We start from the raw sequence: 14,985 nt of genomic DNA on the forward strand, positions 1-14,985 counted from the left end.
GCACGTGATACGTATAACGCCTCGACGTTATACGTAAAACTTCAGGAGGGGAGGCGGGGCGATGGCCGCGGGATACGCGGAGATCCTCCGGGCGCCGCACGCGATGCGGCTGCTCACGGGCACGCTCGTCGGCAGGCTGCCGAACGCCACGGCGGCCATCGCCATCGTGCTGTTCATCCGGGACGAGGGCGGCTCGTACAGCCTGGCGGGCGCGCTCGCCGCGGTCTACGGCGTCGCCAACGCGATCGGGCAGCCGCTGCTCGGGCGCCTCGTCGACCTGCGCGGCCAGCCGAAGGTGCAGCTTCCGGCCGCTGTCCTGTCGGCGCTCGCCATGACCCTCTTCGCGTGCGTCGGCACCGACACACCGGTGTGGGCGTACACCGCGGTGGCCGCGTCCGGACTGTTCACGCCGCCGCTGGAAGGCGGCCTGCGGGCGCTGTGGCCGAACGTGCTGCCGCGCGAGGAGCAGGTGCACACGGCGTACGCGATGGACGCGATCGCGCAGGAAGTCATGTTCACCGTCGGCCCGTTGCTGGTGACCGTGTGCGTGTCGCTGTGGTCGGCGCAGGCCGCGCTGGTCGTGCTCAACGTCATCGGCGTGCTCGGCGCCCTCTCCGTCGTCCTGTCCAGGCCCTCCCGCGCGTGGCGCTCCGCGCCGCGCGAGGCCCACTGGCTGGGCGCGCTGCGCTCACCGGGCCTGCTCGCGCTGCTCGCCGCGTTCCTGTTCATCGGGCTCGCACTCGGCTCCATCACGGTCGCCGGGGTCTCCTACGCGGACGGCAACGGCGGCGACGCGGTCTACGGCTGGATGATGGCGGCGCTCGGGCTCGGCGCGCTCGTCGGCGGCTCCGTGTACGGCGCGCGTCAGTGGAGCGGCACCCCGGAGAAGCGGCTGCGCCTGCTGGTGGCCCTGCTGGCGCTGTTCTACCTGCCGTTGACGCTCATGCCGGGACCGGTGGCGATGGTGGCGCTCACCGCGGTCGCGGGTGTCTTCCTGGCGCCGTCGCTCGCCTGCGCGTTCATCGTCGTCGACCGGCACGCGCCGCGCGGGACGGTGACGGAGGCGTTCTCCTGGCTCGTGACGACGTTCACGGTGGGCGCCAGCGCGGGCACGGCGGTCGCCGGACCGGTCGTCGAGTGGGGCGGCACGCGGTGGGGGTTCGCCGTACCGGCGGCCACCGGGGCGCTCGCCCTGCTCGTACTCCTGGCCACCGGGCGGGTTCTGCGGGCCCCTCGCACGTCCGGGCCCGGGGAGGCCGCTTCGGAAAATGATCCAAACCGTGCTGTCGAACCCCGTTTCAGCTCGGTGGATCGGGCGTAATGTTCAGACATGGACCGCCGCATTTTCGGGCTGGAGAACGAGTACGGCGTCACATGCACGTTCAGGGGACAGCGCCGCCTGTCTCCTGACGAGGTGGCGCGGTACCTCTTCCGCCGTGTCGTGTCATGGGGCCGCAGCAGCAATGTCTTTCTGCGGAACGGCGCCCGCCTCTACCTTGACGTGGGATCGCATCCGGAATACGCAACACCGGAATGCGACAACGTGACCGAGTTGGTCACCCACGACAAAGCGGGCGAGCGCATTCTGGAAGGCCTGCTCGTCGACGCCGAACGCCGCCTGCACGAGGAGGGCATCGCAGGCGACGTATACCTGTTCAAGAACAACACCGACTCGGCGGGAAACTCCTACGGCTGCCACGAGAATTACCTGGTGGCACGGCACGGGGAGTTCTCGCGCCTCGCGGACATTCTCATTCCCTTCCTGGTCACCCGTCAGTTGCTGTGCGGCGCGGGCAAGGTGTTGCAGACGCCGCGCGGTGCCGTGTACTGCGTGAGCCAGCGCGCCGAGCACATCTGGGAGGGCGTCAGCTCCGCGACGACGCGCTCCCGGCCGATCATCAACACCCGCGACGAGCCGCACGCCGACGCCGAGCGCTACCGCCGACTGCACGTCATCGTCGGTGACTCGAACATGTCGGAGACGACCATGCTCCTCAAGGTCGGCGCCACCGATCTGGTGCTGCGCATGATCGAGGCGGGCACGGTGATGCGCGACCTGACCCTGGAGAACCCGATCCGGGCGATCCGCGAGGTCAGCCACGACATCACGGGCCGGCGCAAGGTGCGCCTGGCCAGCGGCCGCGAGGCCTCGGCCCTTGAGGTGCAGCGCGAGTACTACGAGAAGGCCGTCGACTTCGTGGAGCGCCGGGGCATTCGCACCGGCACCGTCGACCAGGTCCTCGAACTGTGGGGCCGCACGCTCGACGCGATCGAGGCGGAGGACCTCGACCGCATCGGCACCGAGATCGACTGGGTCATGAAGTACAAGCTCATCGAGCGCTACCGCGCCAAGCACAACATGACCATGTCGCACCCGAGGGTCGCGCAGATAGACCTCGCGTACCACGACATCCACCGCCGCCGGGGCCTCTACTACCTGCTGGAGAAGAAGGGACAGGCCGCCCGGATCTGCAATGACCTGAAGATCTTCGAGGGCAAGTCCGTGCCGCCGCAGACCACGCGCGCGCGGCTGCGCGGCGACTTCATCCGCCGGGCCCAGGAACAGCGCCGTGACTTCACGGTCGACTGGGTCCATCTGAAGCTGAACGACCAGGCGCAGCGCACCGTGCTCTGCAAGGATCCGTTCCGCAGCGTCGACGACCGGGTGGAGAAGCTGATCGCCGGGATGTAGGGGCGGTCCGCGCACTCCTGTCGGTTCCACCCATCCCGCGAAGGGCCTTGTACGAATCATTCGTACGAGGCCCTTCGGCCGTCCTCGGAAAAGCGGGAGGAGGGCCTAGAGTGGCCGAACCGTACTCGAGCGACTTGAGGATCATTGTGCGACGCCGACTTGCAGCTCTACTGATCGTGCCGGCACTGGCGCTGACCGCGACGGCCTGCGGCAGCGACGACGGCAAGAAGGACGCGACGGACAAGGCGGACTCCTCGTCCGCGTCGCCCAAGGCGGCCGAGGTGCCCGAGCCGGTCGACGCCGCGAACCCGATGCCGAAGGTGAGCGGCCCCGTCGGCAAGAAGGCGACGATCACGCTCCCCAAGGGCGACCCGAGCGGCAAGTTCGTCGTGCACACGCTCTCCGAGGGCGACGGCGCGCAGGTGAAGAAGAACGACCTCGTGTCGATGAACTTCACCGGCAAGCTCTGGAAGGGCGGCAAGGACCTCGGCGACACCTACGGCAAGCAGGGCGGCGGCGACCAGATGGTGACCGCGGGCGGGAAGGGCCAGCTCCCCGCCTTCGCGCAGGCCGTGATCGGGCAGAAGGAGGGCAGCCGGGTCCTCGTCGTGGCGCCCCCGGCGGCGGGCTTCGGTGCCCAGGGCAACCCGCAGGTCGGCATCGGTGCCACGGACACGCTCGTCTTCGCCGTCGACGTCGGCAAGGTGATCCCGAAGAAGGCCGAGGGCACGCAGGCCCCGATCCCCTCGAACCTTCCGCAGATCAAGGCCGACAAGGAGGAGCCGGCCACGATCTCCGTGCCCAAGAACGACCCGCCGAAGAAGCTCGTCGACCAGGTCCTGATCAAGGGCAAGGGCGCCGAGGTCAAGAGCGGCCAGCGGGTCACGATGCAGTACAGCGGTGCCGCGTGGAAGCCGAACGAGGGCAAGGAGAAGGCCGAGCTGTTCGACTCCTCCTGGAAGACGGGCCAGCCGTTCTCGACCGCCATCGGCCAGGGCCAGGTCATCAAGGGCTGGGACACCGGCATCGTCGGCAAGCACGTCGGCGACCGGGTCCTCCTGGTGATCCCGGCCGACCAGGCGTACGGCAAGGAGGCCAAGGGCGCGACCCTGCCGGCCAACTCGACGCTGGTCTTCGTGGTCGACATCCTCGCCGCGCACTGACCGCCGGAGAAATGGCAGACTGTCCCGGTTGCCCAACCGTCAACAAGCAGGAGCACTACACGTGAGCATCGACAAGCCGGAGATCGACTTCCCCGAGGGCCCGGCCCCCACGGACCTGGAGATCGTGGACCTCTGGGAGGGCGACGGCCCCGAGGCGAAGGCGGGCGACACCGTCTCCGTGCACTACGTGGGCGTGGCCTTCTCCACCGGTGAGGAGTTCGACGCCTCCTGGAACCGCGGCACCCCGCTCCAGTTCCAGCTCGGTGGCGGCCAGGTCATCCAGGGCTGGGACAAGGGCCTCCAGGGCATGAAGGTCGGCGGCCGTCGCCGGCTGACCATCCCCGCCCACCTCGCCTACGGCGACCGCGGCGCCGGCGGCGGCCGCATCGCCCCCGGCGAGACGCTGATCTTCGTCTGTGACCTGATCTCCGTCTGAGACCGTCGCACATCGACCGCAAGCGGTCATCCGAGGGCCCGTGCCTGCCAGGCATGGGCCCTCGGCTTTTGCCGGTACACCCCCGAGCGGTACGGTCATCCGTCGGGAGCAACATGAGGAAAGGGCGTCGATGGCCATTGCCAAGGCCGAGCGGCTGATGAATCTGGCGCTGTGTCTGCTCGGGACCCGGCGGCCACTCAGCAAGCGCGAGCTGCGGGAGTCCATCGAGGCCTACCTGGAGGCGGGCAGCGACGACTCCTTCAACCGCATGTTCGAGCGCGACAAGGACGACCTGCGCGAGCTCGGCCTGGTCATCGAGACCGTGGAGAACCTGGACGGCGAGGTCGGCTACCTCGCCCGCCGCGACAGCAACCGCCTGCCGCCCGTCACGTTCGACGGCGAGGAGGCCGCCGCGCTCGGTCTCGCCGCGAAGGTCTGGCAGCAGGCCCGGCTGGCCGGTGCCGCCAGCGGCGCGCTCCAGAAGCTGCGCGCCGCCGGGATGCCGGAGGACGTGGACCCGTACGAGAGCCACGGCGCGCTCGAACCCCGTATCCCCGTCCACGAGGCCTCCTTCGAGCCGCTGATGCTGGCCTGCCGCGACCGGCGCCCCGTCGTCTTCGACTACCGCAAGGCGACCGCCGCACGGCCCGCGCCCCGGCACGTCGAGCCCTGGGCGCTGGAGTGCTGGCGCGGCCACTGGTACCTGGCGGGCTGGGACCGCGACCGGGAGGCCGAGCGCGTCTTCCGGCTGTCCCGGATCACCGGCAAGGTCCGCTCGCGCGCCGGCACGTTCACGGCGCCGGTGCCGGACGTGGTGACCGTGCGGGAGACCGTCGCGAGCTGGGCGGGGGAGAGCGCCACGCGCTCCGCGCTGATCAGGCTGCGCACGGGCGCGGGCTACCCGCTGCGCGCCAAGGCCGTCTCCGTACGGGAACTGGGCGACGGCTGGGACGAGTTGGAGATCCCGTACGGGCACGGGCTCGACGCCTGGCTCGTGGAGTTCGGCCCCGACGTGGTCGTGCTGGAGCCCGCGGAGCTGCGGGCCGATGTCGTGGACCGGCTGCGCGCCGTGGCCAAGGGCTGAGGGGGAGAACGCAGGAGCATGGCTTCCAACGCCATTGACCAGACCCGCCGGATGCTGTCGCTGGTGACGTATCTGCGCGAGCGCCCCGGCGCCCGTGTCGAGGACGTCGCCCGGGCCTTCGGCATCACCGAGGACGAGCTGATCTCCGACCTGGACGTCCTGCCGCTGTGCGGCACGAGCTTCCGCGGCGGCGACCTCCTCGACATCGACACCGACGGGGACCGCATCTGGTGGCACAACCCCGACGACGTCGCCGAGCCGTTGCGGATCGCCGCCGACGAGGCGACCGCGCTCCTGGTGGCCGCCCGCGCGGTGGCCACGCTGCCGGGGCTGCGCGAGAGCGACCGCCTCGCCCTGCTGCGCGCGACCGCGAAGCTGGAGACGGCGGCCGGTGAGGTGGCGAGCGCGAGCGCCCGCCTGAACGTCACCTTCGAGTCCGAGGGCGGCGTCTTCGCGGACGTCGACCGCGCGATCTCCGAGCGGCGCCGCCTGTGGATCCGCTACTACTCGCCCGCGCGTGACGAGGTCACCGAGCGGGAGATCGATCCGATCCGGCTGGTCAGCGTCGGCCACACCTACGTCGAGGCGTGGTGCCGCAGGTCCGAGGCGCGGCGCACGTTCCGGCTCGACCGGGTCGCCGAGATCCGGGTCCTGGACGAGGCCGCCGCCCCGCCCCAGGTGGAACTGCGCGATCTGTCCGAGGGGCTGGTGCAGCCCGCGGCCGAGGACCCGGAGGTCGTCGTCGAGGTCGGGCCCGGCGGGCGCTGGGTCGCCGAGTACTACCCGCACGACAGCGCGGAGGAACTGCCGGACGGCGGACTGCGGATCACCCTGCGCACGCCCGAGCCGTCCTCGCTGCGCCGGCTCGCGCTGCGCCTCGGCAGGGACGGGCACATCGTCTCCCCTGCCGAGCTGGCCGCGAGCGCGCGGGACGCGGCGCGCGAGGCACTGGCCGCGTACGACGGGGCCGCGTGACGGAGCGGGACACCCCTGATGGGGATGTACGGCGCATAACGGATGAAAGGTGCGAGGTGGACAGAATGACAAGTGTGGCCGGTTTCACTGATATCGCCGCGATGTCCGCCCGGGTCGCCGCCCCGGCGCCCGTCGTCTTCAAGGCCGCCTGCCCGGACTGCCGCGCCCGCTTCGAACTGGCCGCGTCCGCGATCCGGTTGGCGATCGGCGCCAGCAGGCGCACCACCTTCTACTCCTTCACCTGCCCCGAGTGCGACGCCGCCGTCCGCAAGCCCGCGGGCGAGCGCATCGTCGAACTCCTCACCGGTGGCGGGGTCCGCACGCTCCGCCTCCACCAGACCGTCTAGGCTCGGCGCATGTTCTGGGCGATGCTGGCCGTGGCGTTGGGTTTCGTGGGACTTGCCGTACTGGCCGTCTTCGCGATCAAGGTGTTCGTCGAGGCACAGCGTCTCGGGCGTCAAGTCGCCGCCACCACCCAGCAGATCAACCGCGCGGCCGAGGAGCTGGAGCGGGCCGCGGTGAGCGTCGCGAAGGCGGGCGGCGAAACCCTGTGAATAGGTCGCCGTCGTGCGCTACGGGATGGAAAGCGCTTTACCGCCGTGGCCTGTCCGACGCCGGGGCCGGGCGGGTACGCTCCCTTAGGCGGCCCGGGAGTGAGGCGCCGGTCGCAACGGGGAGTACGCAGAGGGATTGCCCCCTGTTCACCCCCACGGGATACGATCGCTGCCAGCACGGTGGTCGGACAACAGTCCGAAGTCCGATCGGTACCGGCAGTCCCGCCCCTGCCGCCTCAGTGAGAAGGTAAACGCATATGTTCGGAAAGCTCGGCGCACCCGAGATCATTCTGATCCTCGTCGTCATCATCCTGCTGTTCGGCGCGAAGAAGCTTCCGGACATGGCGCGCTCGCTCGGCAAGTCCGCTCGCATCCTGAAGAGCGAGGCCAAGGCGATGAAGAGTGAAGGCAAGGACACCTCCGCCGCCCCGGCCGACCCGCCGCGACAGGACGAGCAGCCGCCCGCGCCGCGCACCATCCAGGCGGCCCCGGGCGATGTGACCAGCTCGCGCCCCTCGACGGAGCAGACCAGTCGGACCACGCAGGGCTGATCAAGAGCTGATCCAAGGTCGTCCCGCCATGGCGGCCTGTCGCACGAGATGAGGACGTGGGTTGCTCAAGCCTGCCCGCAAAGAGGAAAAGGACCCCGAGGGGCGGATGCCGCTCGCGGAGCACCTGCGTGAACTGCGCAACCGGCTCGTCAAGAGCCTTCTGGCCATCATCGTCACGACAGTGATCGCGGCCTTCTTCTACAAGGACATCATCCAGTTCTTCACGGACCCCATCCTCCAGGCCGTGGGCTGTGAGCACAGCTTCGCCGAACTGAACACCAGCGACAGTCAATGTGCGCGCATCGTGCAGAACGGCCTCCTGAGTCCGTTCACCCTCGCACTCACTGTCTCGCTGTCATCGGGTGTGGTGCTGGCGGCACCGATCTGGCTGTATCAGCTCTGGGGTTTCATCGCTCCGGGTCTCCACCGGCACGAGAAGAAGTACAGCCTCGCTTTCGTGGCCGCGGGCTTCCCGCTGTTCCTCATGGGGTCGTACTTCGCGTACTGGTCGCTGCCGAAGATGGCCAAGGTGATGCTGGAGTTCTCGATCATCGGGAGCGACAACCAGTTGCCTCTCGACGAACTCCTGCAGTTGATCATGCGGATGATCGTCGTCTTCGGACTCGCCTTCGAGCTGCCCTTGGTCCTGGTCATGCTGAACTTCGGCGGCGTGCTCTCGGGCAAGAAGATGGCCGGCTGGTGGCGCGGCATGATCATGGCCATCACGCTGTTCGCGGCGATCGCCACGCCCAGCACCGACCCCATCTCCATGCTGGCGCTCGCGGGCCCCATTTGGATCATGTACTTCGGTGCCACGGGCATCGCGTTGATCAACGACCGACGGCGTGCGCGCATCGAGGCGGCAGGGCCCGCCGATGACGAGGCTTCCGAGCTGGACCTGACTCCCGAGGAGATCGCCGAGGTCGAGCCGGTTCGCGCGAGCCCGGGGGTCCCGCAGCAGGCGACCAGCGAGCGCGGCCGGGCCGACAATTACGACGACTTCACGTAGGCAGAGTCGTGTGCGGGGTCCCGCGCACCGACGTGAGGCGTGTCCGCGGAACTGGTAGGGATCGCGGGAGCGGCCGGTGTCCCCGATGCGGGGCACCGGCCCCTCGCCGGGGGGCTTAGCGGATAATGATCGTCCGTTGTCAGTGGGGGCCGGTAGGCTCGAAAGCACGATGACAGAGGACCTCTCCCCGGCCGAGCGGTATGCGGCAGCCCGTCGGCGGGCCGCAGAGCAGGCCACCGCGCTCGCTGACTTCCGCGAGATGTACGACTTCGGCCTCGACCCCTTCCAGATCGAGGCGTGCCAGGCGCTCGAGGCGGGCAAGGGCGTCCTGGTGGCCGCGCCCACCGGATCGGGCAAGACGATCGTCGGCGAGTTCGCCGTCCACCTCGCCCTGAAGCAGGGCAAGAAGTGCTTCTACACGACGCCGATCAAGGCGTTGTCCAACCAGAAGTACCAGGACCTCGCCAAGCGCTACGGCGCCGACAAGGTCGGCCTGCTGACCGGCGACAACAGTGTGAACAGTGACGCGCCCGTGGTCGTGATGACCACCGAGGTGCTGCGCAACATGCTGTACGCGGGCTCGCAGTCGCTGGTCAATCTCGGCTACGTGGTCATGGACGAGGTGCACTACCTCTCCGACCGCTTCCGGGGCGCCGTGTGGGAAGAGGTGATCATCCACCTCCAGGAGTCCGTGACGCTGGTCTCCCTGTCGGCCACGGTGTCGAACGCGGAGGAGTTCGGCGACTGGCTCGACACCGTGCGCGGCGACACCGAGGTGATCGTCTCCGAGCACCGGCCCGTGCCGCTGTTCCAGCACGTGCTCGCCGGACGCCGCATGTACGACCTCTTCGAGGAGGGCGAGGGCAGCAAGAAGGCGGTCAACCCCGACCTGACGCGGATGGCGCGCATGGAGGCGAGCCGCCCCTCGTACCAGGACCGGCGGCGCGGGCGCGCCATGCGCGAGGCCGACCGCGAGCGAGAGCGGCGCCAGCGCTCCCGGATCTGGACGCCGGGCCGCCCCGAGGTCATCGAGCGGCTCGACGCCGCGGGGCTGCTGCCCGCCATCACCTTCATCTTCAGCCGCGCCGCGTGCGAGGCGGCGGTGCAGCAGTGCCTGTTCGCGGGGCTGCGGCTCAACGACGAGGACGCGCGGGCCGAGGTCCGCCGGATCGTCGAGGCGCGCACGGCCTCCATCCCCGACGAGGACCTGCACGTCCTCGGGTACTACGAGTTCCTCGAAGGGGCCGAGCGCGGCATCGCCGCCCACCATGCGGGCATGCTGCCGACCTTCAAGGAGATCGTGGAGGAGCTGTTCGTGCGCGGCCTCGTGAAGGCCGTCTTCGCCACGGAGACGCTCGCCCTCGGGATCAACATGCCGGCCAGGTCGGTGGTGCTGGAGAAGCTCGTCAAGTGGAACGGGGAGCAGCACGCCGACATCACCCCGGGCGAGTACACGCAGTTGACGGGGCGCGCCGGGCGCCGTGGCATCGATGTCGAGGGCCATGCCGTCGTGCTGTGGCAGCGCGGTTTCAGCCCGGAGCACCTGGCGGGGCTCGCGGGGACGCGTACGTATCCGCTCCGGTCGAGCTTCAAGCCGTCGTACAACATGGCGGTCAACCTGGTCGAGCAGTTCGGCCGGCACCGCTCGCGCGAGCTTCTGGAGACCTCGTTCGCACAGTTCCAGGCCGACAAGTCGGTGGTCGGGATCTCGCGGCAGGTCCAGAAGAACGAGGAGGGTCTGGAGGGCTACAAGGAGTCCATGACCTGCCACCTCGGCGACTTCGAGGAGTACGCGCGGCTGCGGCGCGAGCTGAAGGACCGCGAGACGGAGCTGGCCAAGCAGGGCGCGGCGCAGCGTCGGGTGCAGGCGGCCGCGGCGTTGGAGAAGCTGAAGCCCGGTGACGTCATCCACGTACCGACGGGCAAGTTCGCGGGGCTCGCGCTCGTGCTCGACCCCGGGATCCCGGCCGGGCGGTCCAACGGGCACCGCGGGTTCGAGCACCATGACGGACCCCGGCCCCTGGTGCTGACCGCGGAGCGGCAGGTCAAGCGGCTGGCGTCGATCGACTTCCCGGTGCCCGTGGAGGCGCTGGAGCGGATGCGGATCCCGAAGTCGTTCAACCCGCGCTCCCCGCAGTCCCGCCGCGACCTGGCGTCGGCGCTGCGCACCAAGGCCGGCCACATCGTGCCCGACCGGCACAGGAAGGGCCGGGCGCCGGCCGCCGACGACCGGGAGATCGCGCGGCTGCGCGCCGAGCTGCGGGCCCACCCCTGTCACGGCTGCTCCGAGCGCGAGGACCATGCCCGCTGGGCCGAGCGCTACCACCGGCTGCGCCGGGACACCGCGCAGTTGGAGCGCCGGATCGAGGGCCGCACGAACACGATCGCGCGCACCTTCGACCGGATCGTGAAGCTGCTGACGGAGATGGACTACCTGCGCGGCGACGAGGTCACCGAGCACGGCAAGCGGCTCGCGCGGCTCTATGGCGAGCTGGACCTGCTGGCGAGCGAGTGCCTGCGCGACGGCGTCTGGGAGGACCTGAACCCGGCCGAACTGGCCGCGTGCGTCTCGGCGTTGGTGTTCGAGGCGCGGGCCTCCGACGACGCGCTCGCGCCCAAGGTGCCCTCGGGCAAGGCGAAGGCGGCGCTGGGCGAGATGGTGCGGATCTGGGGTCGGCTCGACGCCCTGGAGGAGGAGTTCCGGATCAGCCAGGCCGAGGGGGTCGGCCAGCGCGAGCCCGATCTCGGGTTCGCCTGGGCCGCGTACCAGTGGGCGTCCGGCAAGGGCCTCGACGAGGTGCTGCGGGAGGCGGAGATGCCGGCCGGTGACTTCGTCCGCTGGTGCAAGCAGGTCATCGACGTCCTGGGGCAGATCGCGGCGGCGGCGCCCCGCGACGGGTCCTCGACGGTGGCCCGCAATGCGCGCAAGGCCGTGGACGGCCTGCTGCGCGGGGTCGTGGCCTACTCGTCGGTCGGCTGAGACGGCACAGGAGCAGAGGGAGCAGGGCCCGGGACCGGATGGTCCCGGGCCCTTTCTCGTGCTGTCGTCGCGCGGGAGTTCGGATGTCCGGACGCGCTCACTCCACGTGTTCGAATCGGAGCCCAGCGTGCAAATGGGAGCGAGTGTATGCCTCTCCGGGAGCGATTTCAGAGGGTTGCCGAATATGACTCGGCGATGATCCGGTCGGACTAAGCTCGCCCGCAGCGCACCGAGTTGAGATGTATTCGGGCGCTTGTTCCCCCATGCGTCGATGATTCGCATTGATCCCCGGAACCAAGCGCTGCGAACCGTCGCAAACTTCCCCGACCCGACCGTTCAGAGGGCATACATGGTGAGTGTTCAATCGCCTCCCGGTGGCCGAGAAGTCCCCTACACACGCGTGCTGTTGCTGCCCGCCATGGTCATGGCCGCCGCCACCGGAGCGGCCGTCGCCCTGGTCACCGAGCCCGCGCGGCTCGCCGTCACCCTGTGCGGCGCGCTCGGCACGCTCCTGGTGGTCGCGGTCGCGGCCGAGGCCGTCCGGCGCGGTCGCCTCGTCAAGGGGCTGCGCGCCCAGTACGCGCGGCACGTCGCCGACCTGGAGGCCCGCATCGCCGCCCAGGAACAGCGGACCATGCGCGTCGCCAAGGAGTTCCTGCCGCACGCCCTGTACCGGATGCGCACGGGTGACAACCCCAAGGAGGCGGTCCGCAACGCCTGGGAGTCCGAGCCGGCCTTCCGCGACATCACGCAGGGCGAGCGCGAACTCGTCCGCATGGCCCTGAAGGAGATCGACACCGAGGAGTCCATGCGCGACGCCGCGCAGCGGGCCTTCGTCTCCGTCGCCCGCCGCGTCCAGGCCATCGTGCACAAACAGGCCCAGGAACTGCGTGAGATGGAGGAGGACCACGGCCGCAACCCCGAGGTCTTCGACGACCTCCTGCGCATCGACCACGGCACCGCCCTGATCGGCCGCCTCGCCGACTCCGTCACCGTCCTCGGCAACGCCCGCCCCGGCCGCCAGTGGCCCCAGCCCGTCCGGCTCTACAGCGTGCTGCGCGGCGCCATGTCGCGCATCCTGGAGTACCCGCGCATCGATCTGCACGCCATCTGCGACGTGGCCATCAGGGGCGTCTCCGTCGAGCCCCTCATCCACGCCTGCGCCGAACTCCTGGACAACGCCACCCGCTACTCGCCGCCGCAGACCCGCGTGCACGTCACCGCCGTCGAGGTGCAGACCGGCATCGCCATCGAGATCGAGGACGGCGGCGTCAGCCTCAGCGAGGAGCAGCGCGCCAGGGCGGAGCGGATGCTCGACAAGGCCAAGTCCGGCATCGACCTCAACGACCTCGGGGAGAACCCGCGCCTCGGTCTCGCCATCGTCGGCCGGCTCTGCTCGATGTACGACATGCAGATCTCGCTGCGCCAGTCCGCGTACGGAGGTGTGCGCGCCGTCCTCGTCGTGCCCCGGGACATGATGAGCACCGGCCCCGCGCCCGGCCTCGCCCACGGCATCGGCGCCTCCGCCGTCCCGCGCGTCGACCACAACGGCGTACCGATCAAGGAAGAGCCGCGGCTGAAGAAGACGCGCCGTCCCACCACGGGACCGCGCCCCTCCGACCCGCTCGTCGCGATGGAGGACGACGTCCCCGTGGTCACGGAGTGGCGGGCCAACGGGCTGCCCCAGCGTCGCAGGAAGGTCGACACGAAGGTCATCGAGAACCAGATCATCGTGACGCCGCGCCATCCGGATCTGACGACGCCCCCCGGGTCCGGCACCGGCCGAAGCGCCCCGGCGCCCGCCGCCCCCGTGCCGGGGCCCGGCGCCGAGCCGGAGCACGAGCGTCCGGCGCAGCCCGAACCCGGCCTGTGGGTCGAGGCGTTCATGAACGGCCTCAAGCCCGAGGAGGGCGGCGGCCCGGCAGCGGGCGCGGACAAGCCGCACGACGACGCGTACAACCAGCAGGTCGACGAGGGAGACCACCAGTGATCCAGCAACGCGCCAATTTCGACTGGATGCTCAAGGAGCTCGCCGACGGCGTGCCCAATGTGCGCCAGGTGGTGGTGCTCTCCGCCGACGGGCTGCGCATCGCCCGGTTCGGCGGCGAGCCCGACGGCGCCGACCGGATCGCCGCCGCCTGCGCGGGACTTCAGTCCCTCGCGTCCGCCGTCGCCTCCGAGATCCCGGAGAGCAACGGCAAGATGAACATGGTCATCATCGAGGTCGACGGCGGCTTCTTCTACCTGATGGCCGCGGGCAAGGGCGCGTATCTCGCCGTCCTCGCCGATCCGTACGTCGACGCGGGGCTCATCAGCCACCAGATGCGCGACCTCGTCATCCGGATCGGCGCCCACCTGACCAGTCCGCCCCGACGCAATGGCCAGACCGTATGACTCCTCGCCCCCTCGAACCCCCGTTCCGAGAAGAAGAACCGCCTCCCCGGCGCGCGCGCCGCTCGGCCAAGGCCCCCAAGGAGGCCCGGCATCCCGGAAACCCGCAGGACGGCAAGGGCGCCAGGAACAGTGGAGACGGCGGAGACAGCAGAGGCGGCGAGGGGCCCAAGGACCCCCGGGACCCCGAGCGGCTCTACGTCATCACCGGCGGCACCGACGGCGCCGAGCGCGCGACGCTCGACCTGGTCACCCTGATCGTGGCGCGGGCCGACCCTCCGGCCTCGGCGCCACCCGAGCAGGCCGCCGTCCTGCGCATGTGCCGGACGCCCCTGTCCACGGCCGAGATCTCGGCCTACCTCAATCTGCCGTTCAGCGTGGTCACCGTGCTGCTCGGCGAGCTCCTCGCGGCCGAACTCGTCCAGTCGCGCGCGCCGGTGATCCGGGGCGCCGTCGCGGACCGTTCCCTCCTCGAAGCGGTGATGCATGGACTACAGAAGCTCTGACGCCATCGGCGCCACGGACATGGCGGCGGGCGGCGTGCACATCCCCGGCCCGCGGGCCGAGGACCGGATGCCCGAGACGGTCACCTCCGCGGTGAAGATCGTCATCGTGGGCGGTTTCGGCGTCGGCAAGACCACGATGGTGGGCTCCGTCAGCGAGATCCGCCCGCTCACCACCGAAGAGACCATGACGCAGGCGGGCATCGGCGTCGACGACAACTACGGCTCCGAGACCAAGACCGCCACCACCGTGGCGATGGACTTCGGACGCATCGGCATCACCGACGAGCTCGTCCTCTACCTGTTCGGGACGCCGGGCCAGGAGCGCTTCTGGTTCCTGTGGAACGGGCTGTTCGAGGGTGCGCTCGGCGCCGTCGTCCTCATCGACACGCGTCGGCTCGAAGTGAGCTTCGACGTCATCGGCCGCCTGGAGGAGCGCGGCGTCCCGTTCGTCATCGCCAACAACACCTTCCCCGACGGCCCCACCTACCCCACGGACGAACTGCGCGAGGCGCTCGACCTCGACGCGCACGTCCCGATCATCGAATGCGACGCACGCCGCAGGGCCTCCAGCCGCGACGTCCTCGTGACCCTCATGCGGTACCTGCACGAGATGGCGCTCCAGCGCGCCTGAGCAGCCGGCGAAC

The 14,985-nt window shown here is 70.1% G+C and carries 15 protein-coding genes; all 15 read left to right on the forward strand.

Features of this window, described 5'->3' with window-relative positions:
- Window positions 1-61: 61 nt before the first annotated feature.
- The 15 genes from ACIRF8_RS28950 to ACIRF8_RS29020 all read left to right on the forward strand — a co-directional run bounded on the left by ACIRF8_RS28950 (window position 62) and on the right by ACIRF8_RS29020 (window position 14,972).
- Window positions 62-1,321, forward strand: a complete 1,260-nt coding sequence (locus tag ACIRF8_RS28950) for an MFS transporter (RefSeq protein WP_404219414.1) — start codon at window positions 62-64, stop codon at window positions 1,319-1,321.
- Window positions 1,322-1,330: 9 nt separating this feature from the next.
- Entirely contained in the window at window positions 1,331-2,692 is a 1,362-nt protein-coding gene (gene pafA / locus ACIRF8_RS28955; protein WP_164558827.1) for a Pup--protein ligase, read from the forward strand.
- A 146-nt stretch (window positions 2,693-2,838) separates the two neighbouring features.
- Window positions 2,839-3,855: an FKBP-type peptidyl-prolyl cis-trans isomerase gene (locus tag ACIRF8_RS28960; protein ID WP_404219416.1), complete on the forward strand. Its 1,017-nt coding sequence runs from the start codon at window positions 2,839-2,841 to the stop codon at window positions 3,853-3,855.
- A gap of 61 nt (window positions 3,856-3,916) precedes the next feature.
- Window positions 3,917-4,291, forward strand: coding sequence for an FKBP-type peptidyl-prolyl cis-trans isomerase (locus tag ACIRF8_RS28965; RefSeq protein ID WP_404219419.1), 375 nt, complete (start codon window positions 3,917-3,919; stop codon window positions 4,289-4,291).
- Window positions 4,292-4,421: 130 nt separating this feature from the next.
- A complete protein-coding gene (locus ACIRF8_RS28970; protein ID WP_404219421.1) occupies window positions 4,422-5,375 on the forward strand; it encodes a helix-turn-helix transcriptional regulator in 954 nt (317 codons plus the stop codon).
- Window positions 5,376-5,393: 18 nt separating this feature from the next.
- Window positions 5,394-6,350, forward strand: coding sequence for a helix-turn-helix transcriptional regulator (locus ACIRF8_RS28975; protein ID WP_404219423.1), 957 nt, complete (start codon window positions 5,394-5,396; stop codon window positions 6,348-6,350).
- 101 nt (window positions 6,351-6,451) lie between these two features.
- Window positions 6,452-6,697 carry a hypothetical protein gene (locus tag ACIRF8_RS28980; RefSeq protein WP_404219851.1) on the forward strand — a complete coding sequence of 82 codons (246 nt, stop codon included), beginning with the start codon at window positions 6,452-6,454 and terminating at the stop codon, window positions 6,695-6,697.
- A gap of 9 nt (window positions 6,698-6,706) precedes the next feature.
- Window positions 6,707-6,904, forward strand: a complete 198-nt coding sequence (locus tag ACIRF8_RS28985) for a hypothetical protein (RefSeq protein ID WP_404219425.1) — start codon at window positions 6,707-6,709, stop codon at window positions 6,902-6,904.
- A gap of 257 nt (window positions 6,905-7,161) precedes the next feature.
- A complete protein-coding gene (gene tatA, locus ACIRF8_RS28990; protein ID WP_404219427.1) occupies window positions 7,162-7,455 on the forward strand; it encodes a Sec-independent protein translocase subunit TatA in 294 nt (97 codons plus the stop codon).
- A 61-nt stretch (window positions 7,456-7,516) separates the two neighbouring features.
- Window positions 7,517-8,464 carry a twin-arginine translocase subunit TatC gene (tatC, locus tag ACIRF8_RS28995; protein ID WP_404219429.1) on the forward strand — a complete coding sequence of 316 codons (948 nt, stop codon included), beginning with the start codon at window positions 7,517-7,519 and terminating at the stop codon, window positions 8,462-8,464.
- 169 nt (window positions 8,465-8,633) lie between these two features.
- Complete coding sequence (locus ACIRF8_RS29000; protein ID WP_404219431.1) at window positions 8,634-11,444, forward strand: DEAD/DEAH box helicase; 2,811 nt, start codon at window positions 8,634-8,636, stop codon at window positions 11,442-11,444.
- Window positions 11,445-11,793: 349 nt separating this feature from the next.
- A complete protein-coding gene (locus ACIRF8_RS29005; RefSeq protein WP_404219433.1) occupies window positions 11,794-13,434 on the forward strand; it encodes an ATP-binding protein in 1,641 nt (546 codons plus the stop codon).
- Entirely contained in the window at window positions 13,431-13,838 is a 408-nt protein-coding gene (locus tag ACIRF8_RS29010; protein ID WP_404219436.1) for a roadblock/LC7 domain-containing protein, read from the forward strand. The genes ACIRF8_RS29005 and ACIRF8_RS29010 overlap by 4 nt, the downstream gene beginning before the upstream one ends.
- Window positions 13,835-14,341 (forward strand): DUF742 domain-containing protein, encoded by a 507-nt coding sequence (locus tag ACIRF8_RS29015; protein ID WP_404219438.1) that lies wholly within the window; start codon window positions 13,835-13,837, stop codon window positions 14,339-14,341. Before ACIRF8_RS29010 ends, ACIRF8_RS29015 begins: the two co-directional genes overlap by 4 nt.
- On the forward strand, window positions 14,322-14,972 hold the full coding sequence (locus ACIRF8_RS29020) for a GTP-binding protein (protein ID WP_404219441.1): 651 nt from the start codon (window positions 14,322-14,324) through the stop codon (window positions 14,970-14,972). Before ACIRF8_RS29015 ends, ACIRF8_RS29020 begins: the two co-directional genes overlap by 20 nt.
- Window positions 14,973-14,985: the final 13 nt, after the last annotated feature.

This window comes from Streptomyces sp. NPDC102406 (assembly GCF_044765725.1).
Classification (GTDB): Bacteria; Actinomycetota; Actinomycetes; order Streptomycetales; family Streptomycetaceae; genus Streptomyces.

Coding starts and splice junctions, on each gene's coding strand:
- pafA (WP_164558827.1), top strand. CDS start 1,331: ATGGACCGCCGCATTTTCGGGCTGGAGAACGAGTACGGCGTCACATGC.
- ACIRF8_RS28985 (WP_404219425.1), top strand. CDS start 6,707: ATGTTCTGGGCGATGCTGGCCGTGGCGTTGGGTTTCGTGGGACTTGCC.
- tatA (WP_404219427.1), top strand. CDS start 7,162: ATGTTCGGAAAGCTCGGCGCACCCGAGATCATTCTGATCCTCGTCGTC.
- ACIRF8_RS29020 (WP_404219441.1), top strand. CDS start 14,322: ATGGACTACAGAAGCTCTGACGCCATCGGCGCCACGGACATGGCGGCG.
- ACIRF8_RS28980 (WP_404219851.1), top strand. CDS start 6,452: ATGTCCGCCCGGGTCGCCGCCCCGGCGCCCGTCGTCTTCAAGGCCGCC.
- ACIRF8_RS29015 (WP_404219438.1), top strand. CDS start 13,835: ATGACTCCTCGCCCCCTCGAACCCCCGTTCCGAGAAGAAGAACCGCCT.
- ACIRF8_RS29005 (WP_404219433.1), top strand. CDS start 11,794: ATGGTGAGTGTTCAATCGCCTCCCGGTGGCCGAGAAGTCCCCTACACA.
- ACIRF8_RS28970 (WP_404219421.1), top strand. CDS start 4,422: ATGGCCATTGCCAAGGCCGAGCGGCTGATGAATCTGGCGCTGTGTCTG.
- ACIRF8_RS29000 (WP_404219431.1), top strand. CDS start 8,634: ATGACAGAGGACCTCTCCCCGGCCGAGCGGTATGCGGCAGCCCGTCGG.
- ACIRF8_RS28975 (WP_404219423.1), top strand. CDS start 5,394: ATGGCTTCCAACGCCATTGACCAGACCCGCCGGATGCTGTCGCTGGTG.
- ACIRF8_RS28950 (WP_404219414.1), top strand. CDS start 62: ATGGCCGCGGGATACGCGGAGATCCTCCGGGCGCCGCACGCGATGCGG.